This is a genomic window from Streptomyces blattellae (assembly GCF_009709555.1).
GTDB classification, from domain to species: domain Bacteria; phylum Actinomycetota; class Actinomycetes; order Streptomycetales; family Streptomycetaceae; genus Streptomyces; species Streptomyces blattellae.
The window spans coordinates 64,630-79,268 of record NZ_WJBG01000228.1; the positions used below are offsets into that span (position 1 = coordinate 64,630).

Annotated in this window: 14 protein-coding genes; 7 read left to right on the forward strand and 7 right to left on the reverse strand. The window is 70.9% G+C overall.

The window, feature by feature from the left end; translation table 11 throughout:
* From GFH49_RS33760 to GFH49_RS33775, 4 genes are all read left to right on the forward strand, one after another.
* Entirely contained in the window at positions 1 to 999 is a 999-nt protein-coding gene (locus GFH49_RS33760; protein WP_155059868.1) for a CHRD domain-containing protein, read from the forward strand.
* Positions 1,000 to 1,429: 430 nt separating this feature from the next.
* Positions 1,430 to 2,665 (forward strand): LolA family protein, encoded by a 1,236-nt coding sequence (locus GFH49_RS33765; protein ID WP_155059869.1) that lies wholly within the window; start codon positions 1,430 to 1,432, stop codon positions 2,663 to 2,665.
* A gap of 70 nt (positions 2,666 to 2,735) precedes the next feature.
* Positions 2,736 to 3,710 carry an ABC transporter ATP-binding protein gene (locus tag GFH49_RS33770; protein ID WP_155059870.1) on the forward strand — a complete coding sequence of 325 codons (975 nt, stop codon included), beginning with the start codon at positions 2,736 to 2,738 and terminating at the stop codon, positions 3,708 to 3,710.
* Positions 3,697 to 4,710: an ABC transporter permease gene (locus GFH49_RS33775; RefSeq protein ID WP_230396646.1), complete on the forward strand. Its 1,014-nt coding sequence runs from the start codon at positions 3,697 to 3,699 to the stop codon at positions 4,708 to 4,710. The genes GFH49_RS33770 and GFH49_RS33775 overlap by 14 nt, the downstream gene beginning before the upstream one ends.
* Positions 4,711 to 4,725: 15 nt before the next feature.
* Here GFH49_RS33775 and GFH49_RS40750 read toward each other — a convergent pair whose 3' ends face one another.
* A complete protein-coding gene (locus tag GFH49_RS40750; protein WP_230396650.1) occupies positions 4,726 to 5,865 on the reverse strand; it encodes an amidase in 1,140 nt (379 codons plus the stop codon).
* Positions 5,862 to 6,368 (reverse strand): DUF6668 family protein, encoded by a 507-nt coding sequence (locus GFH49_RS40755; RefSeq protein ID WP_230396647.1) that lies wholly within the window; start codon positions 6,366 to 6,368, stop codon positions 5,862 to 5,864. Before GFH49_RS40755 ends, GFH49_RS40750 begins: the two co-directional genes overlap by 4 nt.
* 286 nt (positions 6,369 to 6,654) lie before the next feature.
* On the opposite strand from GFH49_RS40755, the gene GFH49_RS33785 reads away from it, so the two are divergent.
* Positions 6,655 to 8,016, forward strand: a complete 1,362-nt coding sequence (locus GFH49_RS33785) for a tetratricopeptide repeat protein (protein ID WP_155059873.1) — start codon at positions 6,655 to 6,657, stop codon at positions 8,014 to 8,016.
* 32 nt (positions 8,017 to 8,048) lie between these two features.
* Here GFH49_RS33785 and GFH49_RS33790 read toward each other — a convergent pair whose 3' ends face one another.
* From GFH49_RS33790 to GFH49_RS33805, 4 genes are all read right to left on the reverse strand, one after another.
* The gene (locus tag GFH49_RS33790; RefSeq protein ID WP_155059874.1) at positions 8,049 to 8,993 is read right to left on the reverse strand and encodes a M28 family metallopeptidase; all 945 of its coding nucleotides are present in this window, start codon (positions 8,991 to 8,993) and stop codon (positions 8,049 to 8,051) included.
* A 138-nt stretch (positions 8,994 to 9,131) separates the two neighbouring features.
* Positions 9,132 to 9,599: a VOC family protein gene (locus GFH49_RS33795; protein ID WP_155059875.1), complete on the reverse strand. Its 468-nt coding sequence runs from the start codon at positions 9,597 to 9,599 to the stop codon at positions 9,132 to 9,134.
* Positions 9,600 to 10,235: 636 nt separating this feature from the next.
* Positions 10,236 to 11,249, reverse strand: coding sequence for an EamA family transporter RarD (gene rarD, locus GFH49_RS33800; RefSeq protein ID WP_268867536.1), 1,014 nt, complete (start codon positions 11,247 to 11,249; stop codon positions 10,236 to 10,238).
* A gap of 107 nt (positions 11,250 to 11,356) precedes the next feature.
* A complete protein-coding gene (locus GFH49_RS33805; protein ID WP_155059877.1) occupies positions 11,357 to 12,211 on the reverse strand; it encodes an NAD(P)H-binding protein in 855 nt (284 codons plus the stop codon).
* Positions 12,212 to 12,301: 90 nt separating this feature from the next.
* On the opposite strand from GFH49_RS33805, the gene GFH49_RS33810 reads away from it, so the two are divergent.
* Entirely contained in the window at positions 12,302 to 12,688 is a 387-nt protein-coding gene (locus tag GFH49_RS33810; RefSeq protein WP_155059878.1) for a winged helix-turn-helix transcriptional regulator, read from the forward strand.
* Positions 12,689 to 12,991: 303 nt separating this feature from the next.
* Entirely contained in the window at positions 12,992 to 13,312 is a 321-nt protein-coding gene (locus GFH49_RS33815) for a DUF6082 family protein (RefSeq protein ID WP_155059879.1), read from the forward strand.
* 24 nt (positions 13,313 to 13,336) lie between these two features.
* Here GFH49_RS33815 and GFH49_RS33820 read toward each other — a convergent pair.
* Positions 13,337 to 14,589, reverse strand: a protein-coding gene (locus GFH49_RS33820) for an IS3 family transposase (protein WP_230396121.1) whose coding sequence is annotated in 2 segments (ribosomal slippage) — positions 13,337 to 14,307 and positions 14,307 to 14,589 — 1,254 coding nt in all. Because the reading frame shifts where the segments join, the coding sequence is not laid out codon by codon here.
* Positions 14,590 to 14,639: the final 50 nt, after the last annotated feature.

The following is a 14,639-nucleotide window of genomic DNA, read 5'->3' on the forward strand; positions in this document are numbered from 1 at the left end:
ATGAACGCGACGTCCTCGACGCGCCGTAAGAGCCTGATCGTCACCGCCGTCGCGGTGGCCGCCGCCGGCGGGGTCGTCGCCGCGACGATTCCCGCCTATGCCGCCGGGGGCGACCGCGTCGACCGCGCGGGGCAGACCGGAGGCCGGGGCATCGTCAGCCAGAGCGGCACCACGGCGGGCGGCGACGGCGGCACCATCCTCGCCGCCAGCCTGCGGGGCGCCAACGAGGTGCCCGTGGAGGGCGGTCCGGCCGTCGGGGACAAGGACGGCTCCGCGCTCCAGTTCGTGAAGGTGGACGGCAACAAGGTGTCCGTCGCCGTGAAGTGGCGGGGCACCGGCAAGCCGACCCTGCTCCACATCCACCAGGGCGCCAGGGGCACGAACGGCGGCGTCAAGATCGACTTCACCAAGCTGCTCGCGCGCAGCAAGGGCAAGACCCTCACCGGCAGCGTCAAGGTCGAGGACGCCGCCCTGCTCAACTCGCTGAAGTCCGACCCCGGTTCGTTCTACGCCAACCTGCACACGGCCGAGTTCCCGGGCGGAGCCGTCCGCGGCCAGCTGCACCAGGTGACCACGGCCTTCGACTTCCGCGACGCACTCGACAACGTCCAGGCCCCCGTCCGCAAGGGCGAGCAGATCTACGAGTGCAAGCCGGCCGAGGGCGGCGGGTACGCCTTCGCCCAACGGGACGTCAGCGCCGTGCTGGCAGGCCAGATCGCGCACTCGTTCGTCGAGCCCAACTCCGGTACGCCGCAGTGGATCGCGCCCGACGGCAGCGCCGTCACCGGATCGGTCATCAGCAGGACGCCCAACGGCGGCAACATCCCGGAGCTGGACCTGAAGGCCACCCAGTCCGGCAAGCACCGCGGGCTCCTCGCCGACACCGCGGAGATCCTGCGGCTGAACACCGTCGGCGGCGTCGCCCCGACCGGCTCCTGTGAGCCGGGTGCCGTCGTCGGCGTGCCCTACCAGGCGGACTACGTGTTCATCCAGCGCTGACCCGCGCGGCCCGATCCACACGGAAGGCGGCGTCCACCCCGCGCGACCCCTACGGGTCGGGGGGAGGCGCCGCCCTTCCGTGTCATACCGCAGACGTACGCGGAGTTGGCTCCGCAGGTTGACGTGAGCCCCCGGCCGATTTGGTCAACTGGAGACCACGGACAACACCACACCTCACCGATTCGGGTGAGAATGGCGGCGCAGGGTGATGGGGGTTCCTCCCGGATCGGGTTCCTCCCGGATCGGGTTCCTCCGGGATCGGGGTTCCTCCGGGATCGGGTTCCTCCGGGATCGGGGTTCCTCCCGGCTCGGGTCCCCTCCGGGATCGGGGTTTTCCCGGCTCGGGTCCCTTCCCGGCTCGAACGAAGTCGAGAGCCGGGGGAGGGCGCGATTGAGCGACAGCCGCCGCGACGACGGAGGTAGGGCATACATGGCACCGTACGAATCCGACGACAGCACGGCCTTCGGCGAGGTCGACGACCTCCCCGCCGGACGCCGCAAGGCCGCACGGTACGTCGTTCCGGTCGCGGTGGTGGGCGTGGCGGCGGCGACCATCGGGCTGGTTCCGGCGATCGCCGACTCCGGCGACCCCGACCTGCCCGAGATCAGCGCGCAGGAACTCATCGAGAAGATCGCCGCATCGGACGCGCAGCAGTTGACCGGCACGGTGAAGTTCAGCACGGACCTGGGCCTGCCGGACCTCGGCGGCCTGGAGAGCAGCCTGATGTCCGGGGCGACCCAGTCGGGCGACGGCTCGTCCGCCGACCCGAGCTCCAAGCTCCTGGAGCTGGCGTCCGGCACGCACACCGTGCGCGTCGCCGCCGACGGTCCGGACAGGCAGAAGGTCTCGCTGCTGGAGGACGCGGCGGAATACAGCCTGATCCACAACGGCAAGGACGTCTGGGGCTACGACAGCGCGTCCAACGAGGTCTACCACAGCACCGCATCCGAGAGCGCGGACGGGAAGACGCAGGAACAGCAGGAACAGCAGGAACAGCAGGAACAGCAGGAACAGCAGGACATCCCGGCCACGCCCCAGGAGCTCGCCGAGGAGGCCCTGAAGTCGGTCGACGACACGACGTCCGTGACCGTGGACGGCACCGCGCAGATCGCGGGCCGGGACGCCTACCGGCTGCTCATCAAGCCGAAGGACTCCGGCTCCACGGTCGGTGCGATCACCATCGGCGTGGACGCGAAGACCGGTCTGCCGCTGAAGTTCACCCAGACCCCGACGAGCGGCGGCGCCGCCGTGGTGGACGCGGGCTTCACCCAGGTCACCTTCGCCAAGCCGGCCGCCTCGACCTTCGAGTTCACCCCGCCCGAGGGTGCGAAGGTCACGGAGGACGGCGAGGCCGCGGCCGAGGAGCAGGGCCGGGCTCCGGGTGAGCAGGCGGCGCCCGAGGGCGAGCCGGAGATCATCGGCGAGGGCTGGAACTCCATCGCCGTCTTCGACACCGGCGGCGAGGGCGTGCCCCCCGGCTCCGAGACCGGCGGCGAGATCGGCAGCTTCCTCGACTCCCTCGGCGAGAACGTGAGCGGCACGTTCGGCGAGGGCACGGTCTACAAGACCCGCCTGGTCAACGCCCTGATGACGGACGACGGCAAGGTCTACGTCGGTGCGGTCACGAAGGACGCCCTGGTGAAGGCAGCCAACGCGGACCGGTAACGGCCGTACGGAGAACACTCGACGCGAAGTACCGGAAGTACCGTACGCGTACGACGAATCGGGGGAGCCGATGGACGCACCGCCCGCCACGGAGCCGGACACGGAGGGCGTGCGGGACGGGATCATCCGGACCCGCGCGCTCACCAAGCGCTACCGCGGCGGGCAGCTCGCCGTCGACGGTCTGGATCTCACCGTCCCGGCGGGCAGCGTCTTCGGCTTCCTCGGTCCGAACGGCTCCGGCAAGACCACCACCATCCGCATGCTGATGGGCCTCATCGAGCCGACCTCCGGCACGGCACGTGTGCTCGGGCAGCCCATGCCGCGGGGCACGCGCGCGGTGCTGCCGCACGTCGGCGCGCTGATCGAGGGGCCCGCGCTGTACGGCTTCCTCTCCGGCCGCGACAACCTCATCCGGTACGACGCCGCCGACCCGACCGCCGACCCGCGCACCCGGCGGGCACGCGTCGCGGCGGCGCTGGACCGGGTGGGCCTGACGGCCGCCGGGGGCAAGAAGGCGAAGGCGTACTCCCTGGGGATGAAGCAGCGGCTCGGACTGGCCGCCGCGCTGCTCCAGCCCCGCCGCCTCCTCGTCCTCGACGAGCCGACGAACGGGCTCGACCCGCAGGGCATGCGTGAGATCCGGTCCCTGATCAGGGAGTTGGCCTCCGACGGCACGACCGTCTTCCTCTCCTCCCATCTGCTGGACGAGATCGAGCAGGTCTGCACCCATGCGGCCGTGATGGCGCAGGGGCGGCTGATCACCCAGGGCGCGGTGGCTGACCTGGCGGCCGGGATACGGGGCCGGCTGGTCGTCACGACCCCGGACACGGGCGACGCGGCCCGGGTGCTGAAGGAGCAGGGTGCCTCGGACGTCACCGTCGAGGACGACCGGGTGACCGCGGAGCCGCCCGACCGTGATCTGGCCGAGGTGAACGCCGCATTGGTGACGGCGGGCGTCCGGGTCCGCGGCTTCGGGGTCGAACGCGCCTCCCTGGAGGACGCGTTCGTGGCGCTGACGGGGGAGGGCTTCGATGTCGCGGGCTGAGTCGCGGGCTGAGTCGCGGGCTGAGTCGCGGGTTGAGTCGCGGGCTGAGTCGCGGGTTGAGTCGCGGGTTGAGTCGCGGATTGAGCCGAGGGTTGATTCGCAGGTCGAGTCGCAGGCTGAGCCGGTCGGGTCCAGTGGGGTCCCGGCACCTCGGACGCCGAGCCCGTTGTGGACCTTCGGTCTCCTGCGCAGCGAGCTGGTGACGACGTTCCGGCGCTGGCGTACGCTCGCGCTCCTCGGTGTGCTGGCCGCCGTACCCGTGCTGGTCGGGATCGCCGTCAAGATCGAGACGAGCGACGGCTCATCGGCCGGCGGCGGTGGCGGTGCGGGCCCCGCGTTCATGTCGCAGATCACGAACAACGGCCTGTTCCTGGTCTTCACCGCGCTGTCCGCGACCCTCCCGTTCTTCCTGCCCATGGCCATCGGTGTCGTCGCGGGCGACGCGATCGCCGGAGAGGCCAACGCGGGAACGCTGCGCTATCTGCTCGTCGCACCGGCCGGCCGTACCCGCCTGCTGCTCATCAAGTACGCGACCACGATGTCCTTCTGCCTGGTGGCCACGCTGGTGGTCTCGCTCTCGGCGCTCGCGGTCGGCGCCCTGCTCTTCCCGCTCGGCGACCTCACGACGATCTCCGGAACCCGGATCAGCTTCACCGACGGCCTGGGCCGGGCCCTGCTGATCGCGCTGGTCGTCGCCGCGTCACTGACGGGCGTGGGCGCCCTCGGCCTCTTCGTCTCCACCCTCACCGGCAGCGGCATCGCGGCGATGGCGACGACGGTCGGCCTGCTGATCACCGTCCAGATCCTCGACCAGATCCCCCAGCTCCACGCCCTTCAGCCGTACTTCTTCTCCCACTACTGGCTGTCCTTCGCCGACCTCATGCGGGATCCGGTCTACTGGGACGACCTGGTGAAGAACCTCGGACTGCAGGGCCTCTACATGGCGGTGTTCGGCTCGGCCGCCTGGGCGCGGTTCACGACGAAGGACGTCACGGCCTAGGACACGCGAAGGACATCACGGTCTGGCAGTCGAGCCGCGCTCGTGGAGGCGCAATCCTGCTCGCCGTTCCGCCTCCCGCGCCACCCCCAGCAACAACCCCTCCCGGCCGCGCGCCGCCACCACCTGAAGGCCGGCCGGACAGCCGTCGGCGCCGAAACCGGCCGGGAGGCTGAGCGCCGGATGGCCGCTGAGGTTGAACGCCCAGGTGAGCGCGGTGGAGTAGCGGTCGCCCGGACCTTCGTGGCCGTGCGGCGGGTTCGGGGTGGTCGGGGTCAGCAGGAGGTCCGTGTCCGCGAAGAGGGCGTCCAGACGGCGGTCGTTCTCCGCGCGGAGGCGGTGGGCGTGGGTGGGGTCGGCGCCGGGGGTGCGGAGGGCGAGCCAGGCGGGGGCCGGGTCATGGAGGCGGAGCGGGGCACGCACGAGGCGTACGACACCGGCGTCCGCGAGGCGCTGCGCCGCCGTACGGGCGATCGCGGCGAGGTCCGGATCGGGGGCCGCGTAACCGAGGCCGGGGGACCAGACGGCGGCCGGTGCCGGCGCTGCGGAGTCCGACGGCAGTTCCCCGGCCATGATCCGCCAGTACGCCGCCGCATCCTCCGCACACCGCGCCAGCACCCCGGTCGCCGTGAGCCCCGTACGGTCGGCGTTCGTCGTCTTCAGGCCGACGACACCGCACCAGGCGGCGGGGATCCGCACCGATCCCGCCCCGTCGCTGCCGGTCGCCAGCGGCACCAGGCCCGCGGCGACCGCGGCGGCGGAACCGGCCGAGGAGCCGCCGGGGGTACGGTCGGCACGCCAGGGGTTGACGGTACGGCCGTATGCGCCGAGTCCCCAGGTCTGCCAGGGAGTTCCGGGCCCGGGAACGGACGTGGCGCCCACGGGGACGCACCCGGCCTCGATCAGCGCAGCCGCCGTACGCAGCCCGTGCCGCCGCCCCTTCACGCCGATCGGCACCCCGGCCAGCGGCAGCCGTTCGCCCGCGGCGACCCGCGCGTCCACCTCGCCCGCCCGCCGCAGCGCCGCCTCGCCCCACACCTCGACGAAGGCGCACAACTCGGGCTCTGAACGCCGGATCCGCTCCAGCGACTCCGCCGCGACGTCGACGGCACGCAGCGCCCGGGACCGTACCGCGGCGGCGATCTCGGTGGCGGTCAGCGAGACCGTATCCCGGTCAGCCGGGCCAGGGCTGCGGTCTCGCGCGGTGGCGTCCCGGTCAGGTCGCCCAGGCGCCAGCCCTGCACCCAGGGCACGCGGTACACGTCGATCACCGACTCGATCACCTTGATCTGCTGGGCGAGCGGGCGCGGCAGCCGGCCGGGAGCGTCCGCGACGAGGACGACGGCGTCGAGGTCGAGTCCCGGCGGGGCGGCCTCCCCTCTCCGGAAGACCTCCACGGTGTGCAGGGCTGACGCCAGGCCGGCCGCGTGGGTGCGGGCGACGAGCAGCACCGACGGTGGACCACCGGGGCCGGGCCAGTCGCGTCCGCAGTCCTGGCCGCCAAAGACGGCGGCCAGCGTGGAGACGCCCGCCCCGCCGTGCGTGCCGACCCAGGAGAAGCGCCGGGCCGCGGCACCGGGATGCGCGGTGCCCTCGAACCCCGCCACGGCCACCGGGCCGCGGAGCCAGATCTCCGGCCCCTGCTGCACAACCGTCCCCATGCCCACTCCTTCCTCCCGAGCCACCGATCTCACCCCGCCCGCGCCGGATCCACGACGGGGCGTGAGTTCCTGGGACGAGGCTGTGACGCCTCGGTGACGTGGGAACCAGGGGCGAGCGGAGAGACTGCTCAACAGTACGTGTACGGCCGGATCTTGTTGCCGGGGGGAGCGGAAGCGGAGGTCGCTGGGCGCGGGGGCACCATGGAAACCGAAGCGGTGCCCGAACCCGTACCCCTACCCGAACGCCCCGTCCGCGGACCACCCGACACATCCGAGTGAGGGAACGATGTCTCGACTCAGCCGCGACAAGCGGGAACAGAAGCACGCCGCCCAGCCGGCAGGCCCCGCCGCGGCCCTCATCGACGTCCACGTCCCCGTGGCGGGGCCGGACGCGGGCACCGCGTCGATCGGCGGCGTCCCCGTCGTCCCCGCTCCCGGCGAGGAGATCCAGCACACCATCCTGAACCACCTCCACCGCATCGCCCTCGCCACCGGACACCCCGTCCTCGCCACCATCCACGACGAGCGCATCGGCTATGTCGTCCCGCTCCAGATGAACAGCGACGGCTCCACGCGGTTCACGGCGGAGCCGGTGCGGATGGGGGAGTCCGTACCCCCGGAGAACGCCGTACGAGACGCCGTACCGCCGCCTCCCGGTCCACCCGCGCCACCCGCGTCACCCCGCGACAGGTCCACGCACGCGCTGCGCGCCATACCGCAGCCGCAGCCGCAGCCGCAGCCGCAGCCGCAGCCACAACCACAGCCACAGCCACAGCCACAGCCACAGCCACAGCCACAGCCGCAGCCACAACCACAGCCACAGCCGCCCCGTGACACGGCCCCCACCTTCCCCCTGCGCGCCATACCGGAGTCGGTCCAGGACATCCCGCCCGGCACGGTCGCACCACCGACAGGCGAATTCGGCCCGCCGCCCACGATGGACACGCCCCCGACCTCGGACGCGCAACCCCTCCCAGCCCCAGACCGCGAAGCCGCCAAGCCTCTCCCCGCCCAGTCCCCCCAACCCCTCCCGCCCCACCACCACACACCACACCCACCCCTCGACGCGCCCTACACTTCCGGCCCCGACCTCGACCCGGACCCCAAGCCGACCCCGCCCCGCGGATTCGACGCGGTGGCCGAAGCGGTGCTGGGGGACGACCCGCTGGCAGGGGCGCACGGGGACGAGGGTGCTCAGCTGGCGGAGCCGGTCGCACGGATCGGGGAGGCTGTCAGGGAGGGGCGGATCGAGTCGGCCGCGGAGCTGGCGGCGGAGACGGTGGCGGAGGCGTCGGAGACCTTGGGGCCGGAGCACCCGGAAGTGCTGCGGCTGCGCGAACTCACGGCCTACGTCGCCTACTTGGCGGGCGACCCGGTCCAGGCCTTCGGTCTGTCCCTGGACTTGGCCAGGATCCGCAGCCGGGCCCGCGACGCGGAGGCCGCGTACGGCAACGTGCAGAGCGCGGCGACCGCCTGGCGTGCCGTACGCGACCCGGAGCAGGCCTTGCGTATGGGCGTCGACCTGCTCGGCCTCTGGACCGAACTGACCACCGAGGACGGGCCCGCGGCCGAGGACATCGAACAACTGGAGTCGGCCCGGGCGCGGATGGGCCGTCTGGCCGAGCGCGCCCGGACCCTGAATTCCTAGAGCTCCTAGAGCTCCTAAAACTCCTAGGGCTCCTAGGAGGACAGCTCCCACACCGCATGCGCCACGGCGTCGCTGTTCCGGTCCAGCGCGGTGTCGTTGATGTTGGACGTGGTGTCGCACGACGAGTGGTAGCAGCGGTCGAACGCCTGCCCAGACGTACCGCCCCACTTGGCCGCCTGCGCCGCCGTCTTGGCACGGCTCGCGCCCGTGAACAGCCCGCCCACCGGCACGCCCGCACTCTTGAACGGCGCGTGGTCGGAGCGGCCGTCGCCCTCGGTCTCGATCTCCGTGGGGACGCCGAGGCCGGTGAAGTAGTCCTTGAAGGTCTTCTCGATCGCCGGATCGTCGTCGTAGACGAAGTAGCCGGGGTTGGGCGAGCCGATCATGTCGAAGTTGAGATAGCCGGTGATCTTTGACCGGTCGGTCGAGGACAGGGTGTTGACGTAGTGGCGGGAGCCGACGAGACCCAGCTCCTCCGCACCCCACCAGGCGAAGCGCAGATGCTTTGTGGGCTGGAGGTTCGCGCGGGACACGGCCAGCGCGGTCTCCAGGACCGCCGCCGAGCCGGAGCCGTTGTCGTTGATACCGGCCCCGGAGATGACGCTGTCGAGGTGCGAGCCGGCCATGACCACCTGGTCGGTGTCGCCGCCCGGCCAGTCCGCGATCAGGTTGTAGCCGGTGCGGCCGGACGACGTGAACTGCTGGATGGCCGTGGTGTAACCGGCCGCGTCCAGTCGGGCCTTCACATAGTCGAGCGAGGCCCGGTAGCCGGCGCGGCCGTGCGCCCGGTTGCCGCCGTTGGCGGTGGCGATGGACTGGAGCTGGGTGAGGTGCGCCTTGACGTTGGCCAGGGGGATGTCGGGGGCGGCGGCCACCGCCGGTGCGGGGGCCGCCCCGGCTATGGATCCGCCGACCAGGAGCGATGCGGCCGCGACGACGGCGGTGGCCGTGACGCGTCCGGGAACCGAGAGCTTCATGTGGGGGGCTCCGAATTCCTTGGGAATCACAGGGATTCCACAGTGAATGGGGTGCCTGGATGGTGAAGCTCCGGCTGACGCTCCGTCAAGAGCCCTATCAGGACAGGTGTGTGCGTGCGGTGGGCGGTGGCGGGCAGATCACTGCACGCAGAACTCGTTGCCCTCGGGATCGGCCATCACCACCCACTCCCCGCCGGGCTCCTTCACCTCCCGCAACACGCTCGCCCCCAGCCCCCGCAGCCGCTCGACCTCGTCCGCGCGCCGCCCTTCGCCCGGGTGGAGATCGAGATGGAGCCTGTTTTTGACGGTCTTGGCCTCCGGTACGCGCTGGAACAGCAGCCGCCGCCCCAGCCCGGCGCCGTTGTCCTCGTCGTACGGATCGTCCGGATGCCGTACGCCGACCAGGTCCCGGAAGGCGAGCCGGGCATGGAACTCGACCGTCGCCTCGCGCGGCAGGGCGCCGAGTTCCAGGAGGCGCTCGATCAAGGCGTTGTTGTCCTCGACCTCGTAATGGAGCGCGGCGGCCCAGAAATCGGCCTGCGACTGCGGGTTGGCGCAGTCGATGACGAGCTTGTAGTGGACGGGTGCGGGTGTGTTCTGAGTCATGAGTCACTTTATAGCGGCGCTGTCGGTCAGCGGCTGTCCTTGAGCGGCCTGGGCCTGGGCCTGGGCCTGGGCCTAGGCCTCGGTGGCGTGAGGTCGTACTCCACCCGTGGCGGGACGACCGGAGGCGCCAGCCCATGTCCCGCTTCAGCTGGCGCAGGGTCAGGGTCAGCCTGCGCGGGCTGACGCCGTCGATCTCGCGGTGCAGCTCGGTGAAGCGCGGCCAGCCGGTGCTCCAGCAGGGCGCTGACGGGTAGCGACCCCTTGTCGGCGACCCGGTAACGGTCGTCGCCGTAGTTGTGATGCTGCCGCAGGCACGGCGCCGTCGAGCGCGCCACGATGTTCCCGACGTTGATCATCGCGGGCACGGCGGCCGCGCCGGCGTACGGGCCGCCGACCATCGCGGCGACGGACGAGGGCGCCGAGGAGGAGCGGGGGCCCGGTGAGCGGGCTGCTGAACACGGCGACGCAGTTCGGCTCGGCGATCGGGATCTCGGTGGTGACCGGTCTACGGTGGTGACCGGTCTACGGCGGTGGCTGCGGTCTACGGCGGTGGTCGCGGTCTACGGCGGTGGTCGCGGTCCACGGCGGTGGTCGCGGTCTACTGCCGTGGCTGCGGTCTATAGCGGTGGCCGCGGTCTACGGCCTTGCGTCCACCGGATCGTCCACCGGTTCGGCGCCGGAGGTCACGCTGTCCGCGTTCCGTACGGCGCTGTGGGTGCCCGTCGTGACGGTGGTGCTGGGCCTGTCGATCCCGGCCCTGATCCTGTGTGCCGCCCGCCAGGCGTCGGCGGTGAGCAGCGTCAGCGCCAGCCAGACCAGGGCGAACCCGGCCCAGCGCTCGGGCGGCATGGCCTCGTGGAAGTAGGCGACGCCGAGCAGGAACTGGAAGACCGGCGCCAGGTACTGCAGCAGACCCAGCGTCGACAGGGGCACGCGGATCGCCGCCGCGCCGAAGCAGACCAGCGGCAGCGCGGTGACCACGCCGGTCGCGGCGAGCAGCGCCGCGTGCCCCGCGCCCTCGGTGGTGAACGTCGAGTCGCCCTGCGAGGTCAGCCACAGCAGATAGCCGAGGGCGGGCAGGAACTGGATCGCGGTCTCTGCGGTCAGCGACTCCAGGCCGCTGAGGTTGACCTTCTTCTTCACCAGGCCGTAGGCGGCGAAGGAGAAGGCGAGGATCAGGGAGATCCAGGGCGGGCGGCCGTATCCGACGGTCAGGACCAGGACGGCCGCGGCGCCGATGCCGACCGCCGCCCACTGCACCGGCCGCAGCCGCTCCTTCAGGAGCAGGACGCCGATGGCGATGGTGACGAGCGGGTTGATGAAATAGCCGAGTGCGGCCTCGACGACCTGCTCGTTGTTCACCGCCCAGATGTAGACGCCCCAGTTGACGGTGATCAGGGCCGCGGCCACCGTCACCAGAGCGAGCCTGCGCGGCTGCCGCAGCAGCTCGCCCGCCCAGGCCCAGCGGCGTATGAAGACCATCGCGACGGCGACGAAGACCAGGGACCACACCATCCGGTGGGCGAGGATCTCGACCGCGCCGGCCGGCTTCAGCAGGGGCCAGAAAAGGGGGACGAGCCCCCACATCCCGTATGCCGCGAAGCCGTTCAGCAGTCCTGTACGCCGCTCGCCCCTCGGCTCCCCGGTCACCGGCTCCTCCTTCGTGCGTCGCTCGCCCGCACGAAGGTAGCGCCGAACGCCCCCGCGTGTCATGTCCGTATCGGTATACGGTCATGACACGCGGGGGCGTCACGGGCTCAGCCCTTGAGTGCGGCGGCGATCACCTCGGAGAACGGGGTGGTCGGGCGGCCGGCCAGGCGGGACAGGTCGCCGGTGACCAGGCCCAGCTCGCCCTTCTCGATCGCCTGGTCCACCTCGGCCATGATCGTGGCGAACATCTCGGGCAGCCCGGCGCCGGTCAGGATCCCGACGAGTGTCTCGGCGGGCACGGAGTTGTAGGCGATCTCCTTGCCGGACAGCCGGCTCAGCTCGGCGGCGTACTCGGCGAAGCTCCAGGCCGCGTCGCCGCCCAGCTCGTAGGTCTTGTTCTCGTGGCCCTCGCCGGTCAGCACCGCGACGGCGGCGGCCGCGTAGTCGGCGCGCGAGGCGGAGGCGACCCTGCCCTCGCCGGCGGCGGCGAGGACCGCGTTGTTCTCCAGCACCGGGGCGAGGTTCTCGGTGTAGTTCTCGTGGTACCAGCTGTTGCGAAGCAGGGCGTAGGGCAGGCCGGAGGCGATGAGCGCCTCCTCGGTGGCGCGGTGGTCGTCGGCGAGCGCGGCGGTCAGGCTGCCGGGGGCGCTGGTGTAGGCGAGGAACGCGGCACCGGCGGCCTTGGCGGCATCGATGACGACCTGGTGCTGAGCGACGCGGCCCTTGTCGATCTCGGTGCCCGAGATGAGCAGCACCCTGTCACCGGCCGCGAACAGGCCGTCGAAGGTCTCCGGAGCGTTGTAGTCGGCGACCGCGATCCGCACGCCGCGGGCCGCGAAGTCGGCGGCCTTCTCCGGGGTGCGGGCCACGGCGGTGATCTGGTCGGCCGGGACCTTCTCCAGCAGCTGCTCGACGACGTGGCGGCCGAGGTGTCCGGTGGCTCCGGTGACAACGATGCTCATGATGCAGAACTCCTTGTGAGGTGCGTTGTCACTAACCCTAGGGGATGTACTAACTCTTCGAAAGTACCCACTTTGAAGTAAGGTACCGGCATGGCCGTAACCGAAGGAAAGCCCGACGGCGAGACGGTATGCCCGTACCGCATGGTTCTGGAGCACGTCACCAGCAAGTGGGGCGTCCTGGTCCTCATCCACCTCCTCGACCGCCCGTACCGCTTCAGCGAACTGCGCCGTGCGATCGGCGGGGTCCGCCCGGTCAGCGAGAAGATGCTCACCCAGACCCTCCAGACCCTGGAACGTGACGGCCTGGTCCACCGCGAGGCCCGGCCGGTGATCCCCCCGCGTGTCGACTACTCCCTGACCGGCCTTGGGCGGGAGGCGGCGGAGCAGGTGCGAGACCTCGCGCTGTGGACGCAGAAGCGGATGGACGCGGTGCAGGAGGCGCGAGAGGCGTACGACGCGGCAAAAAGGCGGGTCTGAGCAGGGATGGCGCGTGTGGTCGCGGCCCGCTGACGCGTATGCGGGCGGCGCTCGCAGGGCACACATACGGGGGGACCCGCGGTCGGCGTGCGCGGTACGTCCACCAATGAGCCCCCTCTCCGCCTCCCGCGCCGCATTGTGCTGCCCGGCATCCTGGAAGCGGGGCGCCGTGCCCACCCCGCGCGCCGGACCTCGTGCCGCCCACGCGAGCACCGGTCGGCGCCCGGACGCCTGACTCGGGGGTTCGCCTTGGCCACAGACAACCCGGATGCGCGAAGGATCGATTCTGCAGCAGGGGATTCCGTGGCAGCGGGTTCCGCGGCGGGGGATTCCGCGGCAGCGGCCACGGCTGGGGATTCCACGGCTGGGGATTCCACGGCGGGAGATTCCGCGGCGGGAGATTCCGCGGCGGGGGCGGAGGACCTGGTTCTCGGGCTGCTGAACGAGGTCTCGCGGCTTGCGGACGAGATTCGGAAGTCCAACCTGATCGAACTGCACCGCGTCCTGGCGGAGCAGACGAGGCGTGCTCTTGAGGATCCGGTGCTGCTGGAAGCGATGAGCAGGTTTCAGGACCTGCCGGAGGACCGACGCAGGCAGTATCTCTTCGTCAACGCGCAGTACTGAACCGCCCCGAGTTCGATAGAGATCTCAGATGGTTGTTGTGACCTGGTGTTTCGTGGTTCCCAGGTAGTAGTTGGTCTCGTATTCGACGGGCGGGATGTGGCCTATTTCACCGTGGAGTCGGCGGTGGCAGTACCAGTCAACCCATTCGGCGGTAGCCAGCTCGACCTCGCTCAGGGTCTTCCAGGGGCGGCGGGGCTTGATGATCTCGGTCTTGTACAGGCCGATCGTCGACTCCATCAGCGCGTTGTCGTAGGCGTCGCCGACCGAGCCGATCGAGGCCGCGATGCCGGCGGCGTCGAGGTGTTCGGCGAGCTTGAACGACGTGTACTGGCTGCCCGCATCTGAGTGATGAATCAGCTCGCCAGGGATGTGGGGGCGGCCTTCACGGTCGCGCTGCCAAAGCCCCATCTCCAATGCATCCAGGACGAGTTGGGTCTCTTTGGAGGTGGAGGCGGACCAGCCGACGATGCGGCGGGAGAAGGTGTCCACGACGAAGGCGACGTAGACGACCCCCGCCCACGTGGCCACATGCGTGAAGTCGGCGACCCAGCAGCGGTTCGGTGCGTCGGCGACGAACTTGCGGTCCACCCGGTCCGGTGCCCGGTCGGCCGTTTCGTCGGGGATCGTGGTGATCACTCTCTTGCCCCGCACGGCGCCGGCGATGCCCATCTCGCGCATCAGCCGCTCGACGGTGCAGCGGGCCACCCGGTGGCCCTGGCGGTTCAGCTCGCGCCAGATCTTCCTTGCCCCGTAGACACGGAAGTTGGACGTGTAGACCTCCTGGATCAGCTCCTTGAGTTCCTCGTCCCGCACGGTTCGCGCGGACGGGTTCTGGAGTCGTTTCTTGTGGGCGTAGTAGGTGGATGGGGCGATCTTGCAATCGTGCTCGGACAGCACGCGGCAGATCGGCTCGACACCGCCGAAGCGGTCCCGGTGCTCGTCGATGAACGCTACGAGCGCAGGTGTGGCCGGTCGAGCTCGGCCGCGAAGAAACTCGCCGCAGCCTTCAGGATCTCGTTCGCCCGCTTGAGTTCAGCGTTCTCCCTCTTCAACGCCTTGATCTGCGCGGACTCCTCCGTCGTCGTCCCCGGCCGCTGCCCGGAGTCGACCTGGTCCTGCCGCACCCACTTGCGCAGCGTCTCATTCGAGCCGATGCCCAGTTTCTCGGCCACGGCCTTGATCGCGGCGGACTCGGTCGGGTAGTCGCCGCGAACTTCGGCGACCATGCGCACCGCGCGACGGCGCAGCTCAAGCGGATAGGAGGAAGGTCGTGCCATGACTCGATCCTTTCACGAAATCGAGTCTCCATTCGAGCCGGGGCGGTTCA